The organism is Nostoc sphaeroides (assembly GCF_003443655.1).
Classification (GTDB): domain Bacteria; phylum Cyanobacteriota; class Cyanobacteriia; order Cyanobacteriales; family Nostocaceae; genus Nostoc; species Nostoc sphaeroides.
Window position 1 is genome coordinate 2,998,590 of the sequence record NZ_CP031941.1, and the last position, 19,207, is coordinate 3,017,796.

At 42.5% G+C, this 19,207-nt stretch carries 15 protein-coding genes and 1 pseudogene; 8 read left to right on the plus strand and 8 right to left on the minus strand.

Features of this window, described 5'->3' with window-relative positions:
- The first annotated feature begins 115 nt into the window (after nt 1-115).
- The 5 genes from fbp to D1367_RS13270 all read left to right on the plus strand — a co-directional run bounded on the left by fbp (nt 116) and on the right by D1367_RS13270 (nt 7,640).
- A complete protein-coding gene (gene fbp, locus D1367_RS13245) occupies nt 116-1,165 on the plus strand; it encodes a class 1 fructose-bisphosphatase (RefSeq protein WP_118166865.1) in 1,050 nt (349 codons plus the stop codon).
- A 441-nt stretch (nt 1,166-1,606) separates the two neighbouring features.
- On the plus strand, nt 1,607-2,752 hold the full coding sequence (gene tal, locus D1367_RS13250) for a transaldolase (RefSeq protein ID WP_118166866.1): 1,146 nt from the start codon (nt 1,607-1,609) through the stop codon (nt 2,750-2,752).
- Nucleotides 2,753-2,907: 155 nt separating this feature from the next.
- A complete protein-coding gene (gene zwf / locus D1367_RS13260; RefSeq protein WP_118166868.1) occupies nt 2,908-4,437 on the plus strand; it encodes a glucose-6-phosphate dehydrogenase in 1,530 nt (509 codons plus the stop codon).
- A 199-nt stretch (nt 4,438-4,636) separates the two neighbouring features.
- Nucleotides 4,637-5,998: a glucose-6-phosphate dehydrogenase assembly protein OpcA gene (gene opcA, locus D1367_RS13265; RefSeq protein WP_118166869.1), complete on the plus strand. Its 1,362-nt coding sequence runs from the start codon at nt 4,637-4,639 to the stop codon at nt 5,996-5,998.
- 127 nt (nt 5,999-6,125) lie between these two features.
- On the plus strand, nt 6,126-7,640 hold the full coding sequence (locus D1367_RS13270) for a cobyrinic acid a,c-diamide synthase CobB (RefSeq protein ID WP_118166870.1): 1,515 nt from the start codon (nt 6,126-6,128) through the stop codon (nt 7,638-7,640).
- Between the two features lie 322 nt (nt 7,641-7,962).
- Here D1367_RS13270 and D1367_RS13275 read toward each other — a convergent pair whose 3' ends face one another.
- Together D1367_RS13275 and D1367_RS13280 are read right to left on the minus strand one after the other, a co-directional pair.
- A complete protein-coding gene (locus D1367_RS13275; RefSeq protein ID WP_118166871.1) occupies nt 7,963-8,481 on the minus strand; it encodes a GNAT family N-acetyltransferase in 519 nt (172 codons plus the stop codon).
- A 68-nt stretch (nt 8,482-8,549) separates the two neighbouring features.
- Complete coding sequence (locus D1367_RS13280) at nt 8,550-8,990, minus strand: Crp/Fnr family transcriptional regulator (RefSeq protein ID WP_118166872.1); 441 nt, start codon at nt 8,988-8,990, stop codon at nt 8,550-8,552.
- Nucleotides 8,991-9,634: 644 nt separating this feature from the next.
- Between D1367_RS13280 and D1367_RS13285 the strand changes: the two genes are divergently transcribed.
- Together D1367_RS13285 and D1367_RS13290 are read left to right on the plus strand one after the other, a co-directional pair.
- Entirely contained in the window at nt 9,635-10,309 is a 675-nt protein-coding gene (locus tag D1367_RS13285) for a cadmium resistance transporter (protein WP_118166873.1), read from the plus strand.
- A 272-nt stretch (nt 10,310-10,581) separates the two neighbouring features.
- Complete coding sequence (locus D1367_RS13290) at nt 10,582-11,220, plus strand: pentapeptide repeat-containing protein (protein ID WP_118171406.1); 639 nt, start codon at nt 10,582-10,584, stop codon at nt 11,218-11,220.
- A gap of 182 nt (nt 11,221-11,402) precedes the next feature.
- Here the strand turns inward: D1367_RS13290 and D1367_RS33320 are convergent.
- The 6 genes and pseudogenes from D1367_RS33320 to D1367_RS13325 all read right to left on the minus strand — a co-directional run bounded on the left by D1367_RS33320 (nt 11,403) and on the right by D1367_RS13325 (nt 17,808).
- Nucleotides 11,403-12,548 (minus strand): annotated as a pseudogene (locus tag D1367_RS33320) (DUF4351 domain-containing protein).
- 146 nt (nt 12,549-12,694) lie between these two features.
- Entirely contained in the window at nt 12,695-15,163 is a 2,469-nt protein-coding gene (locus D1367_RS13305) for a single-stranded-DNA-specific exonuclease RecJ (RefSeq protein WP_118166874.1), read from the minus strand.
- Between the two features lie 252 nt (nt 15,164-15,415).
- Nucleotides 15,416-16,216 (minus strand): PD-(D/E)XK nuclease family protein, encoded by an 801-nt coding sequence (locus D1367_RS13310; RefSeq protein WP_118166875.1) that lies wholly within the window; start codon nt 16,214-16,216, stop codon nt 15,416-15,418.
- Between the two features lie 164 nt (nt 16,217-16,380).
- A complete protein-coding gene (locus D1367_RS13315; protein WP_118166876.1) occupies nt 16,381-16,584 on the minus strand; it encodes a hypothetical protein in 204 nt (67 codons plus the stop codon).
- Nucleotides 16,585-16,594: 10 nt separating this feature from the next.
- Nucleotides 16,595-17,158, minus strand: a complete 564-nt coding sequence (gene def / locus D1367_RS13320) for a peptide deformylase (RefSeq protein WP_118166877.1) — start codon at nt 17,156-17,158, stop codon at nt 16,595-16,597.
- Between the two features lie 362 nt (nt 17,159-17,520).
- Nucleotides 17,521-17,808, minus strand: coding sequence for a Mo-dependent nitrogenase C-terminal domain-containing protein (locus tag D1367_RS13325; RefSeq protein WP_118166878.1), 288 nt, complete (start codon nt 17,806-17,808; stop codon nt 17,521-17,523).
- A gap of 406 nt (nt 17,809-18,214) precedes the next feature.
- Here D1367_RS13325 and D1367_RS13330 point away from each other — a divergent pair, with 406 nt between their 5' ends.
- The gene (locus D1367_RS13330) at nt 18,215-19,117 is read left to right on the plus strand and encodes a cell division protein FtsX (RefSeq protein WP_118166879.1); all 903 of its coding nucleotides are present in this window, start codon (nt 18,215-18,217) and stop codon (nt 19,115-19,117) included.
- Nucleotides 19,118-19,207: the final 90 nt, after the last annotated feature.

Here is a 19,207-nt window from a genome sequence, read left to right on the forward strand (position 1 = left end):
ATCTAAAGTCGCATCTAAGTTATCAAATTACCTTTCTAAGATAGAAGCAGCAACCATAAGTTGCCATACACGACTAAAACCCAATTAACAGCTAGTGGCTGCGGAGAACATAAAAATGGCTAAAGCGCCAGATTCAATAGATTCGTCTATCAATGAAATTACAGACAAATCTTTAGATCGTGATTGTACAACCTTATCGCGTCACGTCTTACAGCAACTTCAGAGTTTTTCGCCAGATGCACAGGATTTAAGTGCGCTGATGAATCGCATCGCCCTGGCTGGCAAACTGGTTGCTCGCCGCATGAGTCGCGCTGGTTTAATGGAAGGCGTTCTCGGATTTACTGGGGAAGTTAATGTCCAAGGAGAATCCGTCAAAAAGATGGATGTCTATGCCAATGATGTATTTATCTCAGTTTTTAAGCAAAGCGGCTTAGTCTGTCGCCTAGCTTCTGAGGAAATGGAAAAGCCCTACTATATCCCGGAAAATTGCCCCATTGGTCGCTATACCCTGCTGTATGACCCAATTGATGGCTCATCTAACACTGATAATAATCTCAGCTTGGGTTCCATTTTCGCCATTCGCCAACAAGAAGGAACTGATAGCGATGGTAAGGCAACTGACCTCCTCACCAACGGACGTAAGCAGCTTGCTGCTGGATACATTCTGTATGGCCCCTGCACGATGCTGGTTTATACTATAGGTAAGGGCGTTCATTCTTTTGTTCTTGATCCCAGCTTAGGAGAATTTATTCTCACAGAAGAAAACATTCGGATTCCTAACCACGGTTCTGTTTACAGCGTGAATGAGGGTAACTTCTGGCAGTGGGAAGAATCGATTCGGGAATACATCCGCTACGTTCACCGCACAGAAGGTTACAGCGCTCGTTATAGCGGCGCAATGGTCAGCGACATCCATAGAATTTTGATTCAAGGCGGCGTGTTTCTCTACCCAGGCACAATTCAAAACCCAGAAGGTAAATTGCGCTTGCTTTATGAAACCGCTCCTCTAGCCTTTTTAATTGAGCAAGCGGGCGGTCGCGCCACTACAGGATTGGTAAATATCTTGGATGTAGTACCAAAAAAATTGCATCAACGCACACCTTTAATTATTGGTAGCAAAGAGGATGTAGCAAAGGTGGAGTCTTTTATTCAAAACGGACACTAACAACCCCTACGGGGAAGTCAAAAGTCAAAAGTCAAAAGTCAAAAATCAAAAGGCTTTAATTTTGGTCTTTTTGGCTGTAATGAAATGGCTGCTGACTTGTACTAGTGTAAAAAAGCACGATTTAGAAGAGAATAAAGCTTGTAAATAAAGCTTTTTAAACTTTTTCTACTGGATAGTTATTTTTGTCATGCTGCACTAGAAGACGGTAATAAAAGGATCAAGGATGCGTCTAGCATCTGGCATTAATTAAAAGTTAATCATGGTGATTTAAGATTGGCGATGCAGAATAGCACTTCTTGAAGATGTATTAAAGATTATCTCAGCTGGCCGATGCGATAAGTGATTGGCAACGCCACAATTCAAAAGTAAGCATCAAATTTTGATGGGTTTTGCCAACTTACTTAGAATCATCACTACACAGGAGTGAAACAAATTAGAGCTATGTCTACCAATCATCTACTAGAAATTAAACAATACGGTCAAAGTATCTGGATGGATAATTTGAGCCGTGACATTATTCAATCAGGCGAACTCAAAGATATGGTTGAAAATCAAGGTATATCTGGGATTACCTCTAACCCAGCTATCTTTGAGAAAGCGATCGCAGGTAACGTTATCTATGATGCCGATATAGAAGCCGGAGTTCGTGCTAACTTACCCATAGACAAAATTTACGAATCCCTAGTTTTTGCAGATATCCGTTATGCATGTGATATTTTACGCCCTGTTTATGAATCATCGAATAGACTAGATGGTTATGTGAGTATTGAAGTTCCACCAACGATCGCTCATGATACTGAAGCAACAATAAGCGAAGCCCGACGGTATTTCCAAGAAGTTGGTCGGGAGAATCTGATGATTAAAATTCCCGGTACAGAACCTGGTTTACCAGCAGTAGAGCAGGTAATAGCCGAAGGGATGAATGTTAATATTACGTTGCTGTTTTCTGTAGAAAGCTACGTAAATACAGCTTGGGCTTATATTCGTGGCTTAGAAAAACGGCTAGCTGAAGGTAAAGACATCAGTAAAATTGCTTCAGTCGCCAGTTTCTTCCTCAGCCGGATCGATAGCAACATTGACGCCAAAATAGATGCTAAGTTGAAAAAAGGCGTTGATGATATTTCTGTGGAAGCAAGGCTAAGAGCTGTTAAAGGGAAAGTAGCGATCGCTAACGCTAAAATTGCCTACCAAGAATACAAGAAAATTATCGAGAGCGATCGTTGGAAAGCCTTGGCAGAAAAAGGGGCCACAGTACAACGGCTACTTTGGGCTAGTACCAGCACCAAAGACCCCAACTACAACGACGTGATGTATATCGAAGAGTTGATTGGGCGAGATACCGTTAACACCGTACCACCAGCGACGATAAAAGCTTGTGCCGATCATTGTAACGTAGGCGATCGCTTAGAAACAGATGTAGACAATGCTTACACGCTGATCGAAAACCTCAAAGATGACGACATCAACATCGATCTCAATGCCGTAATGGATGAACTGTTAGTTGACGGTATTGACAAGTTCATTCAGCCCTTCCAGTCCTTGATGAACTCTTTAGAAGACAAGATCAAGGTATTGTCACCAGTGTAGGGACTAGGGACTAGGGACTGGTGACTGGGGACTGGGGACTGGGGACTGGTAAACAATTTTCCTAATACTAAACCCCCAATACCCAATACCCAATACCCAGTCCCTAATACCCAGTCCCCAATCTCAAAATCCAAAATCCAAAATCCAAAATTCCTATGGTTAGTCTGCTAGAAAATCCCTTGCGCGTTGGTCTGCAACAACAAGGGATGCCCGAACCCCAGATTATAGTTATCTTTGGCGCTTCTGGTGACCTCACCTGGCGCAAACTAGTGCCAGCACTTTACAAATTGCGGCGAGAACGGCGGATACCGCCAGAAACTACCATTGTCGGCGTAGCGCGTCGAGAATGGAGCCATGAATACTTCCGTGAACAAATGCAGAAGGGCATGGAAGAGGCACATCCTGATGTCGATTTAGGGGAACTTTGGCAAGACTTCTCTCAAGGTCTGTTCTATAGTCCTGGGGATATAGACAACCCCGAAGGCTATAAGAAACTAAAAACCTTATTGAGTGAATTAGACGAAAAACGGGGCACGCGAGGTAATCGCATGTTCTACCTCTCCGTTGCCCCTTCATTCTTTCCCGAAGCGATTAAGCAGCTAGGAAGCGGCGGAATGCTAGAAGATCCCTACAAACATCGTCTAGTAGTTGAGAAACCCTTTGGTCGGGACTTGGCTTCTGCCCAAAGTCTTAACCAAGTGGTACAGAAATATTGCAAAGAAAACCAAGTATACCGCATTGACCACTACTTAGGTAAAGAAACAGTCCAGAATTTGCTGGTGTTTCGCTTTGCCAATGCTATTTTTGAACCCCTGTGGAATCGTCAATTTGTTGACCACGTACAAATTACCGTGGCAGAAACCGTGGGCGTGGAAGACCGGGCTGGTTACTATGAAAGCGCTGGCGCACTGCGGGATATGTTGCAAAATCACCTCATGCAACTTTACTGCTTAACCGCGATGGAAGCACCCAACGCAATGGATGCCGATAGTATCCGTACAGAAAAAGTGAAGGTACTCCAAGCTACTCGTTTAGCTGATGTTCACAATCTGTCGCGGTCAGCAGTCCGTGGGCAATACAGTGCTGGCTGGATGAAAGGTCAAGCAGTGCCAGGGTATAGGACAGAACCAGGCGTTGACCCCAATTCCACCACACCCACTTATGTAGCGATGAAGTTTTTGGTAGATAACTGGCGCTGGAAAGGTGTTCCTTTCTACTTGCGTACCGGAAAGCGGATGCCGAAAAAAGTGAGTGAGATTTCCATTCACTTCCGCGAAGTTCCATCTCGGATGTTCCAATCTGCCGCCCAACAGACAAACGCCAACATTTTGACGATGCGGATTCAGCCAAATGAAGGTATTTCCCTGCGTTTTGATGTCAAAATGCCTGGTGCAGAATTCCGCACCCGTTCCGTTGACATGGACTTTAGTTATGGTTCCTTTGGCATCCAAGCAACATCCGATGCCTACGATCGCTTATTCCTTGATTGTATGATGGGCGATCAAACATTGTTCACACGCGCCGACGAAGTAGAAGCAGCTTGGCAAGTAGTAACACCAGCCCTTTCCGTTTGGGATGCACCCGCCGACGCTAATACTATTCCTCAGTACGAAGCCGGTACTTGGGAGCCAGAACAGGCAGAACTCCTAATTAACCAGGATGGCCGTCGCTGGCGCAGACTGTAGAAAGTTAGGAGTTATGAGTGATGAGTGATGAGTTATGAGTTATGAGTTATGAGTTATGAGTTATGAGTTTTTGAGTTAAGAATTTCAGTTGTTATAACTCCTAATTCCTAATTCCTAATTCCTAATTCTTAACTCCTAACTCCTAACTCCTAATTCCTAACTTCTAAATTCAAACAAAGCTGACAAATCTAAAACTACTATGCCTACCCAAACTTCTACAATTTTCTCACTCCAAGCACCAAAAGATATTTCGCTTAACGAAATAGATGCAGAACTGAATCAAATTTGGCAAAGCTATGGCATAACAGGCGAGGACGGTGGACTTCCCAGTGCTACTAGGGCAACTACATTTACTTTAGTGGTCTACGAACCAGAAGAAACTCAGTATTTGTTGGCTGCTTTGGGATTTTACAACGGCCCAATTGATGGGATTTTAGGGCCACAGATGGTAGCAGCATTGCGGGAAGTGCAAAAGAAACATAAACTGCCAGAAACTGGAACAGCAACACAAGAAACTCTGACTGTATTACGAGAAGAATTCGCTAAAGGCCAGCGAGGTGGATCTGTAGGAGAACATCCTGCTGCTGGGTTAAGTAGCGGTAGCCCCAGAATTGCCGATGAAATCGCTCTCCGCAACCCCTGCCGCATCATTGCGCTATTTCCCATTGCTGGCGAAGATGAAGGGGTTAAGGCTCAAGTTTCTGCTTATTGCCCCATCCAAAAGCAATCATCAAGTACACTTATCTGCTGCGAATACATCACTCTCAGTGGAACTGCTGCTGCTTTAGAACGCATCGGTGGTATGATTCCAGCTTTGTTGATTGGCGGCTTGCCAAAGTTTCTCTGGTGGAAGGCAACACCAGACCCTAACAACGGTCTATTTAAGCGCCTAGCAGCAGTCTGCAATAATGTGATTGTAGATTCTTGCAACTTCAACGAGCCAGAAAGTGATTTACTCCACCTACAAGAGTTGGTAGAAACGGGTGTACCTTTAGCTGACTTAAACTGGCGTCGCCTCGCATCATGGCAGGAATTGACAGCTGAGGCTTACGACTCACCTAACCGTCGCGCCGCCCTCAAAGAAATTGACCGCGTTACGATTGATTACGAAAAAGGCAACCCCGCTCAAGCTTTGCTGTTTTTGGGTTGGCTGGCAAGTCGGTTGCAATGGCAGCCAGTTTCTTATGAAAAAGAAAGCGGTGATTATGAAATCACTCGCATCCGTTTTATTGCTCAAGAGCAGCGACAAGTAGAAGCAGAGTTAGCAGGTGTTCCGGTTGCTGATGTGGGCGATATTGTTGGTGACTTGATTGCCTTGCGCCTCAGTTCAACAAATCTCCAGGCAGACTGTGGTACAGTTATCTGCTCGGAAACTGGCGGTTGTATGCGGATGGAAACCCACGGTGGCGCTCAATCTGCCGGTCTGTTTCAACAGGTGACTTCACTTTCGGAACAAAAGGCGGAAGCTTTGCTGAGTCAGCAGGTGCAACGCTGGGGCCGCGAGTCACTTTTTGAAGAAAGCCTGGGAGTGACAGCAAATATTTTCAAATTGGCGAATTAAAAAGATAAAGAGAGACGCGATGAATCGCGTCTGTACAAAAGTTAGGAGAGACGCGATTCATCGCGTCTGTACAAAAGTTAGGAGTTATAATTCATAACTTCTCACTCTCAACTCCTAACTTTTTTTTATGTCTGTAATCATTGCTGGAGAACGTAGTGGGGTGGGCAAGACAACAGTTACGCTCACCCTTTTAGCATCTTTACGCCGTAGCGATCGCCTGGTGCAATCTTTTAAGGTAGGCCCAGACTACATCGATCCGATGTTTCATCAACACGTAACTGGTCTTCCTTGTCGCAATTTAGACCCCGTACTAACTTCCGAAGCCTACGTTCAGCAATGTTTTGCCCGTCATAGCCAACTGAGTGAATATGCACTCGTGGAAGGGGTGATGGGGTTATTTGATGGAATTTCGTCATTAGTCATTAGTCATACCCTGCGGGAAGGCGTACCACTTCGTGGAAGCAAGCTACGCGTAGCGTCTCGTAGAGAAGCGCCTATGTCATTTGCAAAGGACAAAGGACAAAGGACAAATGACAAAGGACAAATTAGTGATTTTGCGAGTACGGCACACATCGCGCGGCTTTTAGATTTACCTGTGGTGTTGGTGATTGATTGTAGTCGTTTATCTGGTTCTGTAGCTGCGATCGCTCACGGCTATCGGTCTTTTGATCCCCGAATTAAAATAGCTGGGGTAGTATTAAATCGCGTGGGGAGCGATCGCCATCTCTCTCTCCTCAAAGATTCTCTCGAACCTTTAAAATTACCCATTCTCGGCGTACTGCGCCGTCAAGATAACATCACAATTCCCGATCGCCATTTGGGTTTAGTCCCCACAGCAGAACTTCCCGAACTCAACGCTTTAATTGATCGCCTCGCCGATTTAGGAGATACCTGCTTCGATTGGCAACACTTATTACCTTTATTAAAATCAAAACCTCTCCCTCATCCCCCTCATCCCCCGGTTGGTGAGCGAAGTCAAACCACATCGCCCTCATCCCCAGTCAGGATTGCAGTAGCCCGCGATCGCGCTTTTAATTTCTACTATCAAGACAATCTCGATTTGCTGCAACAACTTGGCGCAGAACTGGTTTTCTGGAGTCCCTTAGAAGATGCTGCAATACCAAAAGATGTGCAGGGAATGTATTTTGGCGGAGGTTTCCCAGAAGTTTTTGCCCAGCAATTAGCAGAAAATACTAGCGTTCGTGATGCAGTGAAAACAGCAATTATTCAAGGAATGCCGACAGTTGCCGAATGCGGAGGATTAATGTATTTATGTGAGCAAATTATCGATTTTGAGGGTAAATCTTGGTCGATGGCGGGAGTTTTACCGACATCTGCTGTAATGGGTGGGCGTTTAACTTTAGGCTATCGTCGGGCAGTAGCTTTGCAAAATAATATGTTAGTAAAAGCAGGTACAACTGTTTACGGACATGAGTTTCATCGTTCCCATTTAACCTTAACTGCGACTCAGCCACTATTTGAAACTTCTCGCTACGATTCTGAGGAAAATATGGGATGCGAAGGATGGGGTTTACCTGCAAATGTTCATGCTTCTTATGTGCATTCGCACTGGGGAGAAAGTAGAGAAATTCCCCAGCAGTTTCTTCAAGAATGTCGGAAAGTAGCATCTATAGAAACGTAGATTTAAACACAATACGCTTGGCTTTGTGGAAAATTGCTTTGTTGGGTTAAGCTTTAGCATTACCCAACAAAGTCCCGAAATGTTGGGTTTCGTTCCTCAACCCAACCTACACATTTCAAGGTTTTTGGTGCTAACCCAAGCGTATTGGATTTAAACATGCACAGAACCCAGTAGGGTGAATTAAAAACTATCAAATAATATTTTCTGAATAGATTTTTAACCCACGGAGGTAGGTAAAGTCTCTTGTAGCCGCGACTTCTAGTCGCCAGGGCTAGTAAAAATTAAACTTTCCAAACATCCTCTAAGATTCATAACAAGAACCTTAGAAGGTCAAGCGGTAAATGAATTCATCAGAAAGTTTGCCCTTGATCAACTCTGCATTTCGATTTACTTTGTACAACTTGAAACCAAGTTTTTCGACCACTTTACGGGAGGCAATATTGCACTCGTTCACCGATGCGTGTAGTGTGGATAAATTAAAACGTTGTTGGGCTTCTGCGATCGCTAAAGAACTGTATATCTTAGCGTATCCCTGGTTTTGGAAACCAACAAATGTCATAAAACCGATTTCTGCATATTGATCATCAAAAATACCTATCTCCACAACACCAACATGTTGATTTTGGGGAGTTATCGCAACCCATTTCAACCAGATCATAGTCTCGTTATCGGGTGATTTTTCTAGCGCGGCAAACTGGAATTTTTGCTTAACCTCCATGAAGGTCGGAATTTGCTCCTCAAGATATTTGTACAGAGGTGGGTTGCTTATACACGAGTAGAGGATCTCGGCGTGCTGTTCCGTAACCTTTTCTAGGCGCAAGATTACCGCGTCTGTTGCCATGTTTTTTCTGATTCTCTTTTATTACTCGCGTTAAATTAACTCTCGGTTGTTCAAGATTGACTTGATTATTAACTCCGCAAGGAGGTGATATTCATATCGTCATTCAATCTGCGAATCAGACGGGATAACTCACGAATGATATTCACCGCAATTTCGGGAGTTTCTTCGATCGCATCATACAGCTGCTCTTGCGTCAGTTCTAAAAATTCGCAAGGTTCCAAAGTTGTTGCAGTGGCGGAACGAGGTTGAGTATCAAATACTGCCATCTCACCAAAGTATTTTCCCTGTTCCACCTCTGCTAACTGTTTATTGCCAATGTGAACTTTAACTCGGCCTGAGACGACAATATAGAGCGATCGCCCTTCTTCTCCCTGCCGAAAAATCGTGTAATTAGCTGGAAATGACAATTCGTTCATTACTGAAGTGAGCCGCACAATAAAATCATCCCGCAATTCCTTAAAAATTGGGACTCGCCGGACAAATAATAAACGGTCAACACTGGTTAGCATAATTACAAGTTAAATATCAAACATTACTGTAAATTTTAAAACTTAAATCAGAGCGCGATTAGTCATATTAACTGATATTGAACGCTAGCCGTCAAGAATATCTTAAATTTTACCAACAGAAAACCACTTAGCATCTCTTCAATCGGAGCGATGCCCTTCGACAGGCTCAGGGTAAGACCTACGGCGGTAAACTACGCACAGAAGCTTCTAAAACAATAGCTCAGTATTTAGGTATTCTCTCGTTCCCATGCTGTGTGGCTGATTAGGGCTACTGCCTTGGGTCAGACATTGAGTCAGAGTCTCAATGAATGCATTCCCATGCGGAGCATAGGAACGAGGAAAACATAAATGGTTAAGTTATCAATCATTTTTCTTTATCGTTTTAAAAAACAAGAGTATTTGCTCTTATTTGGGTGAAAGCCATAATATTAACTTCATGAACTCCCAAGGTACCTTGCTGAGAAAAAAATCACCAATTTGATTAGAGGCGATAGCTTCTAAAAACTGGGGAAATGGCTAATGAATAACCAACCGCGATCGGTTGTCGTTAGGTAAAACAGTCACAAAATCTCCTGAACTGCCCTGAGATTGGGGAGCAGAGAAGGACTAGGACAAACAGCATTGAATTATCGTGAGCAACAATTATGAGTTGGTTAATTAGTACATTAATTATTGGAATCTCTGCCGCTTTTGCAACCACCTTTGACGACAATTTATATTTGACAGCTTTTTTTGGAAAAGTCAATCGCAGCTTTCGTCCTAAGCATATTATTATCGGTGAATTTCTGGGGTTCACTGCCTTAGTTTTTGCTAGTCTCCCTGGTTTCTTTGGCGGTCTGATTGTTCCAACCACCTGGATTGGTTTGCTGGGTTTGCTTCCCATCGCCATTGGTATCAGTAATCTCATCAGTCGAGAAGAGGAAGAAGAGACAGTGCAAGCTGTGTCAGTTGACTTAACCTCTCCTGTGAAATCTGAACGCCACAAGAAATCACTATTAGCAACCATCCGCGATCCTCAAACCTACCGCGTTTCTGCTGTCACCATTGCCAATGGAGGAAACAACATTGGGATCTATGTACCATTGTTTGCTAGTAGCAATCTTCCAAGTTTGGGTGTAATTCTGTGTGTTTGCTACTTTACTGTTGGAGTGTGGTGCTTACTGTCTTACAACCTGACTCGTAATCCTCTCATGGCTCCGGTTTTAACTCGCTTCGGTCGAAAAGTTTTCCCCTTTGTCTTAATTTACCTGGGACTCTCTATCTTAATTAAAAGTGAAACATATCGGCTTTTACCTAGTCTGGCAATGCTTTCTAATTAGGCATGAGGCGATGTCTACGACGGTCACTGAGCGCAGCCGAAGTGCGGGTGTAGCTGCGGCACCCGATCTGAAAACTCGAAATTCTTGATCGGTGCTATCTCCCTGATGTAACCAAAAAAATCAAAGATTCTTTAATCACTTGAATTTATCAATTAGAATCAAAATAATATTTGATGTTATCAATCAATTTATCTAAAGTGAGAATAAAGCACATTATTGATGGCTCTTATAAAAGCAAGCCCAGCACAACGAATCAGCTTATGAAGGAACTAATGAATAAACCAAATCCAAAAAAATTAACTCAGTGGATCGTAACAGCAGTATTTCTGGTACTTGTAGCAGGATTTTCGCTCCTTGACCAGCAAGCAGTTAGAGCTTTAACACTAACACCATCCATACCTACGGAATCTGAATTAGCTCCAGTAATATCTCCGGTTACATCGCCAATGGAGTCTGTAACATCTCCAGTAATATCTCCAGTTGCACCGCCAATGGTGTCTGTAACAGAAAACGTTAGACATTTATTACAAACCAATGAATGTGTCGGGTGTAATCTGACTGGAGCAATGCTAAAGGACGCAAATCTGCAAGCGGCAAACTTGGAGGGTGCTAACTTACAAAATGCAGACTTAGAAAGGGCTAACTTACAGCAAACAAATTTACAAGGCGCAAACTTTCAAGGAGCAGATTTAGGCAAGGTAAACCTTTTGGGAGCAAACCTGTTAGGAGCAAACCTATTTGATGCAGACCTAGAAAAAGCCAACCTGTTGGGAGCAAATCTGCAAACCGCTAACCTACAGGGCGCAGACTTGGAAAAGGCAAATCTCACAAATGCAAACATCCAGGGAGTTAACCTGATGGGAGTTGATTTGGAAGATGCAATCAGACCGGAAGGATTCACTATTCAGTAATTAAACTGAAGTTCTCTCTGCAAATGTATTAATAAACATCAAAAGCCTGATTCAGTAATGAATACAGGCTTATTTTTTAACAGTGAACAGTTATCAATTCTTAACTGATAACTGTTGACTGTTCACTGTTCACTGATTTAATCAGATCGTGTCCGCTTGATTACTTATTAAACCCGAATTTTCTAGGTTGTTTGATTTGCTTCCAACCAGTTAAGTAAATCCTCAAGGGTTGTAAAATCCAATAAAGCCTCGCCAAGTGCTTCTAATTGCTCTAGGGAAAGAGCTTCAATGTGCCCCCGAACCTCTTGTGGTAACTCTCCTACCCGTTTTTGTAGTTGCCGTAGCACAAGTGTTTGTCCTTGTTCCTGTTTTCCCCTCTCGTAACCAATGCGCTCGCCTGTGGTAATGTAGCTCATAGTCCGCTCCTGTTCAAATTGCTTAAACTCTTGCCAAAATTCTGCTTCCAAGGCTTTTGGTAAAATCATAACCCAATCAATAAATCGGTAAAGGTTACGAATATCTTTTTCTTGCAATCCTAATTCATACAATCGGCGAATCAAGCTAAATTTCCAAGCTTTACGTTCTCCTGGTTTTTTATTTGTTTGCTGTGTCTTCAAATGCGCCATTACTACAGTTGCAAATGGATTGTCGCTGGCTTCTAATTCTGTCCAACGATTTTGATAATCCAGTAGCTTGACCGTTTTTTGAATTCAAAATTCAAAATTCAAAATTCAAAATGAAGAATAAGAATAATTTTGAATTAATTAATTAATTCTGGGTACAAGCCCCCACTGATTTTTAAAATCAGTGGTCTACAATCAGTGGTGGGTTTCAAGCCCCCACTGATTGCAATTTTGAATTAATAATTTTGAATTTTGAATTGTTTTGACGGTTCCAAATTCAAAGTTAAGCCTGGTATTGGGATAATTATAACTATATTGATTGGGCCGCCATGTCGGGTCTGTATCGCACAAAATCGCCAAACTCATGGCAGGTTTAGCGAATCTGTCAAAAATCCGCAGGTTGTAGGAAAACATTCTTTCTGCAAAAGTATCTTCTGATTTTGCTTGGATTTCTACATGGATTAATAGCCAAGTTTCTTGTCCTTGAATTTGCCAGACTTTAACTAACTTATCTGCATATCTCCTACCAAGTTCTGCTTCGCGGGCGATTTGTTGAAATTCCTTATCGAGAAATTCGTGGGGACGTTCCCAATTAATTAGTTCTGCTGTTTGGGGAAAGAAAAATTGCATTGCTTGGGGAAAGTAAGCTTCTAAAATTTCTTTCCACGGGCTATCATTATCTGCTCTTTCCAGTTGCTCGGTCATCAGTTGATTGTTATACCATTTAGTAATCCTAAATCATTTGTGAACAACAAGATCCCCGACTTCTTGGAGAAGTCGGGGATCTGAGACTGGCGATTTTCATCAATATAGAAGGGATTTGCACGAAAATAGCAGTCGATCTCACGTTTTTAAAAGTTTGTACTTGTATAATTGTCGGAACTTGCGATCGCCACAATAGTAGATAAAGGAACTTCAGCAAAATATTGTCGCTGAAATTGTTCTTCTCTGACAGCAGCTAAAAATCGTGCAACTGCTTCCTGTGCCAAGTTTTCTGCACTATCGCTTGAATGCCAAGTGATTTGCAAATAACGGTCTTGTCGTTTGACTGTGAACCCTAAATATTTTAAAGCTTTGATGCCTACAAGCAAGGTTTGGTCAGTGATGCCGATTTTCTCTAAAAGTTGGACGCGGGTAACTAATTGATTTGTGCGACTAAGATATTTGGCAATTCCGACAAGAGTCAGCCAAATTTGATTGGGTGGTTGGAGGTTGGGTTTAGACCAAGCGATCGCTAATTGTTGCGAACTACTTATCGTTAGACATCGCCGCAACCACGCACGTAAATCATCCCAGTTTGTAGGACAATCTTCAAGCAAGAGTGGGGGAGAGACGCGATTAATCGCGTCTGTACTTGGGAGAGACGCGATTAATCGCGTCTGTACTTGGGAGTCGGGAGTGGTTAAATTACGCCAGTCTAAGATGAGTGGGGTTAGCGATCGCGGGGCGTTTAGCCCATTTTGAGTATTGAGTGCTGAGTTAACACTGGGACGCACGGCAATTAATCTAATTTCATAACGTTTTTTGAAGGTGTTGTAGTCTAATTCTGCTATGCAATCGCACCTTCCTATGGGCAATTCATCTTTGTAGTGTCCCCACCATATACCCGGAAAAGCACTTCTGCTGGAATCATCCCGAATATCAAACTCGGTTTTAATGTACTGTACCTTTTTTCCTTGCCAATCCTGCTGATTACGATGCCAAGGATTTTCAAACAAGCAATTTTGAATTAGCAATTTCGGAACAGGGTTACCCATTCCACAAGGTTCTAGCAGTTTAAGTTCCAAAAATAACTCTTTCCCCAAGTCTGCAACTGTTACCGTCAAGTCTGCTTGCACGGTTGGCGTTAAGGTTGTACTACCTAAAGATTGCCGCAACTGCTGATTAATCGCTGCTGTAAATAAAGGAATATTCTCAACCAACAAACTCAAACCTGCTGCAAAAGGATGTCCCCCAAAGCGATGTAACAAATGTGCTTGGTCTTTTACCAGTTGGTATAAATCGACAGAATTCACCGAACGGGCGGAACCACGGGCTAGGGATTGGGGATTAGGGATTGGGGATTGGGAAAATTCCTCCCCAGTCCCCAGTTCCCAGTCCCCAGTTCCCAGTCCCTCTGTACTTAACAAAATAGTCGGGCGACCTGTTTCTTGTGCTACTTGTCCAGCAACTAAGCCCAAGACACCCGCAGGCCATTGGGCATCTTCTAGGACGATGACGCTAGTGGTTGATAAGTCTAATTGAGTAAGTTTTTGTGCTACTTGCGCTTGCACATCTTTTTGCAAAGATTTGCGGCGGGTGTTTGCGAGTTCTGTAACTTCGGCTAGTTCGTTACAACGTTTGACATCCCGACTAGTTAATAATTCAACGCAAAAACTAGCATCGCCTTGGATGCGACTAACGGCGTTAATTCTTGGCCCCAAACCAAAGGAAATATCTGTGGGGCGATCGCCACTTTTTTGGCACAATTCTAATAATCGCCCCACCCCCGGACGCCGACGCGCTGCTGCTGGCTGTTGAAAATCCGCTTGCAGTCGTTGAATTCCTATCTGTGCTAAATAGCGACAATCTCCACTTAACTGCACTAAGTCGGCAATTAATCCTACTGCTACTAAATCTAATAAATCTTCTAACGGATATCTTGCAATATTAGGCAGACTTTGATATAATCCTTCGATTAACTTATAAGCTACTGCTACCCCAGAAAGATTGAACAGCTGATGTTCTCTGGGCAAATAGCGAGGATTAATAATTGCTGCGACAGGTGGACGTTCGGCAGGTAAGGTGTGATGGTCTGTAACTATTACATCTATGCCTAGTTGTTTAGCGTAGATAATTTCCTCAATGTTTGTGCTGCCTGTGTCACAAGTAACAATTAATTTGCAACCTTGTTTTGCGAGGTTATCAATCCCTTGATTATTGAGTCCGTGAGATTCTTTCAGGCGATTGGGAATGTAGTAAATTAACTGAGTATTTTGTGTAAAAAATTGCCCCAATCCATCCCAAAGTACAGATGTGGCGGTAATCCCATCAGCATCAAAGTCTCCCCAAATAGCAATTTTTTCTTTGATCTTATATGCTTGTTGCAACCGGGCGATCGCTAATTGCATTTCTTGCCCAAACTCAAACGGACTCGCTGGTTGATAAGCTTTGTAGTTAATAAAGGCTGTTAACTGTTGATGATCTTTGATTCCCCGTTGCCACAACAATTGTGCTGCATATATTCCACTTGATGCCGGTGTATGCTGTTTCACCGCTTGGATGAACGACTCCGGGGGTTGTTCGGTTGCTGCTATATTCCACTGCTGTTGTTCTGGCATATAAACTTAAGTTAGGAGTTAGGAGTTAGGAGTTAGGAGTTAGGAGTTAGGAGTAGGAAGTTGGAAACTGAAAAGTTAGAAGTTATTTTTAAACAAAATATTAAGTAGGGTGTGTTATGCCGTAGGCTAACGCACCTTGAATTGTTGACGGTGCGTTGCGCGACAACGCACCCTACATTTAAATTTATTAATATACCTTGAAATATTAGCGCCTACTTAACTTAGATTAATAAAACAATCCTGCGGATAAAATTAAACTGAGACTTCTTGAATGCTGTCAAAATTGGGCAATGAATCTTTCACTGCTTCTTCAGTAACTTGTGTGCGATCGCACCTTTTAGCAAACTGACAATAATCACAGGTTTTGCTACCCTCCGCCACTTGCGGAAACTGCTGGTTATTTTGGTAATTTTCCAGCCAAATAGTTAACTGGCTTAACAGTTGATTAAGTTTCTTTGCTATTTGTGTATGTTGAACAGTATTGTAATTAAACTTAATATTTTGTGGTTTCCCCTCAGATTGGACAAACCAGTAAGTCATCGAAATATTTTCTGGCAAATAGTCGCTAGTTTCTGCCAATACATACAGATAAAGCCGTGTTTGCCAGTTGGCTTCTAACTTGCCTTTATGGGGTGGTTTAGGATAAGTTTTCCAGTCGAGAATTTGCGCTTGTTGGTTATCTGCAATCAATAAATCATAGACAACTGTTAGCAAATAATCCTGAACTTGCAGAGTGCGGTAGTGTTCACTCTCACGGAAAGTTTGATTATCAGATGCAGCCGTTAAAATTTCTGGGGCTGCATCAGCAAAATCGTGCATCCAGCTTTGCAGTTTAGCATCTGCTTGCAGGAAACTATCAATTGGCAGACCCATTTCTCGCTGCTGCATTAGCAAGTGAAAACGACTACCCAAAGTTAGCCGTTCTTCTTGTTCTGGATTTGAGGGCGAATTGAGTTGTTCTAGGTAAGTATGTTGAAATTTACGCGGACAAACTTCTAGTAAGTTGAGTTGTCCTTGAGACAGTCGCAGTAGTTGAGTGGGAGTTGACAGCATTCTTCTATTTTAGAAGCGATCGCTGGGGTTACAGGGTTAACCGCAGCGTAGTTAATGACGCTAAAAGCTTTAGGCGCAGTGGAAGATGGAGAGCAAAAATAAAAGGTAAAAGAATGAATTTTGCCTTTTTACTCATCCTTTTACCTTTTTTATGTACCTGATGCTTATTTCATGTTAGCCCTTGCGTCCTTCACTGCGGCGAAAAAAAATAATCCTGTGAGTGGAATGCTCAATGCCAGGATAATCGCCGTGGCTGTGAAACCAAAATCTGGTTGCCCGTAACTGAGTTCAAAAATTGAACCGACAGCCGCGATCGCACTTACACAAGAACCACCCAGGAATAAACCGCTTTTTGGAGTTAAATACACAACTAGCCCCCTATTTTATTGGTTTCACCGCTTGATACGAGAAGCCATTCTTAGATAGCTCTTGGGCTAAAGTCAAGGAATTTTCCACACGGTCTACAAATACCACGCCGTTAAGGTGATCCATTTCGTGCTGAATGCAGCGTCCCAAAAGGTCATTAGCCTTTAATGTCCGGGGACGACCGTATTCGTCTTTATAGGCAATTTCTACGACTTCGGGGCGCTTTACGTCTAGATATACGTTGGGAATACTCAAGCATCCTTCTTGGGCAACGGAGATGTCGCTGCTTACTTGTTTAATGGTGGGGTTAATCATTACCAAGGGCTGATTAGCTGCATTATCGGGTTCTAGGTCGATGACAATTAGTTGTTTGTGAATTCCCACTTGGGGTGCAGCCAAACCAATGCCATCTTTGCTATACATAGTTTGCAACATTTCGCGCACCACTTGGCGGATTTCGTCATCAACTTTTGCAACTCGCTTTGCAGCTTGACGGAGGACGCGATCGCCTAAATAATGAAGCTCCAAAGGTGGATTTTTTAACTTTTTTTTCTCTACAGCAATTTCAGAGGGCATGAGTCTTGATGGCTAGATGGTGAAAATTCCTACTATCTTAATTCTATAAGACTCATATTTAATTTTTGAAATCCACCTAAAGGAACCAGTGCTTTGCGGAGGTTCCCGACGCTCGTTAGCGATAGCGCGTTCGCTTAGAGCGTCCGTCTCGCTCTAAGCGAACGCGAGTGCATCTCGTAGAAAAGATGACTAAATATAGCCAAAAATCTTTAGTCTACTTCAGTAGACTTTAGCCGTTAGCCTTGAACTTTAGTTCCAGGGGGGCGAGGAAGCCAACAGTTAATTGCAACTAGGATTCCTATACAATATTTTTTTAGTAAAAAGATTTCTTAAATCTATTTTTTATTGATGGAAACCTATTTCTAACAATATTTTTTCGCATCCTCACCACATTCATTAACTAAATATAATAAACACTTAAAACGAAGACCAACTATTTGTTCATAGAGGGGATTAATTTTACACAAAGGTGGAATTTGGAACAGAGTCCGACCGAAAACTGTAACCGTTCTTTCAAAAGGGCAATTGGAGGGAATTACTTTGCACAATAGTTTTGCTAGATGATAATCATGTATTTCTATGGACTCAAGTTGATATCGGATTTGGCTTAATAAGTTATTATCCAAGTTGGCTTTATTTAATAAGTTCATGATTTAAATCTCCTTCAATCAATCAACCTTGTTTGTTACTTTAAAGTTACACCTATCCTCAGAGACTAAACATCGTAAAATTACCAAACTATTTTCCCCTTTTTTTGAAGTTAGTTATAAAAACAGTAAAATTGCTGATAAACCACGACAGGTAGCCAATTGCTATCAATAACTGTGGGAGCGACAGTGAGTGTATCTATGCTGAATGGCATGAAGATAGGGTAAATGATCAAGACAGCAGGACGGTACAGGAGCAAAGGAGCAGGAAGGAAGTAGCAATGGATAAAAGTTGATGTATTGGCAAACTTTGCACTATTGACTATAAATAGTGATGTTATTGACGCAAAGATGCAAAAGCTGAACTTAGCGCCAAGGCGTTAAGTTAATTAAAATTTTGAGGTGATGTGTGTTTAAATCTCTTACGAAACTTGACTATCTACTCAAAGAAACTTTCCTCGGTTTAGTGCGGGGAGGTTGGATGAATTGGGCAGCTGTAAGTACTGTTACAGTGTTACTGTTTTTATTTGGCTTGAGTTTGCAAACCTCTTGGCAAGTTGAAAAACTCCTCTATCAGTTTGGTAGTCAGCTAGAAGTTTCAGTTTATCTCGAACCGGATACGCAAGTCGAAACCATTGAGCCACTGATTGCAACAATGCCAGAGGTGGCGGCGATACAAAGCATTACCAAAGAGCAAGCTTGGACTAAGTTAGTTAAGGAAATGAGAATTTCTGATATTGAGGGGGCTACGCAGCAGCTAGGTGAGAATCCTCTGGTTGATGAGATGAAGGTAAAAGCGCGTAATTCTCAAGTTGTACCAACTTTAGCAACGCAGTTGGCTAAATTGCCAGGAGTTGATACGGTGCAGTATGTGGATGAAGCAGTTAAACGCATTGCCCAATTGCACCAAGGTCTGAACTGGATTACTTTAACAATTACAATTATTCTAACTTTAACAGCGATCGCAGTGACTACTACGACAATTCGGCTGATTGTGATGGCGCGACGCCAGGAAATTGAAATTATGCAATTAGTGGGAGCAACCAGAGCTTGGATTTACCTCCCGTTTATTTTACAAGGAATTACCTTCGGTTTGGTTGGTGGTGCGATCGCTTGGAGTTTTATTTCTCTAATTCAACAGTTTCTCGGTAAGTTGCTAGCCAATCAACCTGAATTTATTCAAGCTATCACTAACGGGGTGCAACTCACTCCAGCCCAAATTTTACTCTTGCCCCTGATTCTCTTAAGTTTCGGTTCAGCTGTAGGATTAATGGGAAGCTTATTCGCTGTCCGACGTTTTGCTAAAGGTTAGTCATTGGTCATTAGTCCTTTGTCATTAGTCCTTTGAACTCGGAACTTCGACCTCTAAACTCGGAACTTTCAAAATTTTAAAAGAATAACT

What these genes read in the sequence shown, in the direction of transcription:
- fbp (WP_118166865.1), top strand. Translation starts at nt 116, where the DNA reads ATGGCTAAAGCGCCAGATTCAATAGATTCGTCTATCAATGAAATTACA.
- tal (WP_118166866.1), top strand. Translation starts at nt 1,607, where the DNA reads ATGTCTACCAATCATCTACTAGAAATTAAACAATACGGTCAAAGTATC.
- zwf (WP_118166868.1), top strand. Translation starts at nt 2,908, where the DNA reads ATGGTTAGTCTGCTAGAAAATCCCTTGCGCGTTGGTCTGCAACAACAA.
- opcA (WP_118166869.1), top strand. Translation starts at nt 4,637, where the DNA reads ATGCCTACCCAAACTTCTACAATTTTCTCACTCCAAGCACCAAAAGAT.
- D1367_RS13270 (WP_118166870.1), top strand. Translation starts at nt 6,126, where the DNA reads ATGTCTGTAATCATTGCTGGAGAACGTAGTGGGGTGGGCAAGACAACA.
- D1367_RS13275 (WP_118166871.1), bottom strand. Translation starts at nt 8,481, where the DNA reads ATGGCAACAGACGCGGTAATCTTGCGCCTAGAAAAGGTTACGGAACAG.
- D1367_RS13280 (WP_118166872.1), bottom strand. Translation starts at nt 8,990, where the DNA reads ATGCTAACCAGTGTTGACCGTTTATTATTTGTCCGGCGAGTCCCAATT.
- D1367_RS13285 (WP_118166873.1), top strand. Translation starts at nt 9,635, where the DNA reads ATGAGTTGGTTAATTAGTACATTAATTATTGGAATCTCTGCCGCTTTT.
- D1367_RS13290 (WP_118171406.1), top strand. Translation starts at nt 10,582, where the DNA reads ATGAATAAACCAAATCCAAAAAAATTAACTCAGTGGATCGTAACAGCA.
- D1367_RS13305 (WP_118166874.1), bottom strand. Translation starts at nt 15,163, where the DNA reads ATGCCAGAACAACAGCAGTGGAATATAGCAGCAACCGAACAACCCCCG.
- D1367_RS13310 (WP_118166875.1), bottom strand. Translation starts at nt 16,216, where the DNA reads ATGCTGTCAACTCCCACTCAACTACTGCGACTGTCTCAAGGACAACTC.
- def (WP_118166877.1), bottom strand. Translation starts at nt 17,158, where the DNA reads ATGCCCTCTGAAATTGCTGTAGAGAAAAAAAAGTTAAAAAATCCACCT.
- D1367_RS13325 (WP_118166878.1), bottom strand. Translation starts at nt 17,808, where the DNA reads ATGAACTTATTAAATAAAGCCAACTTGGATAATAACTTATTAAGCCAA.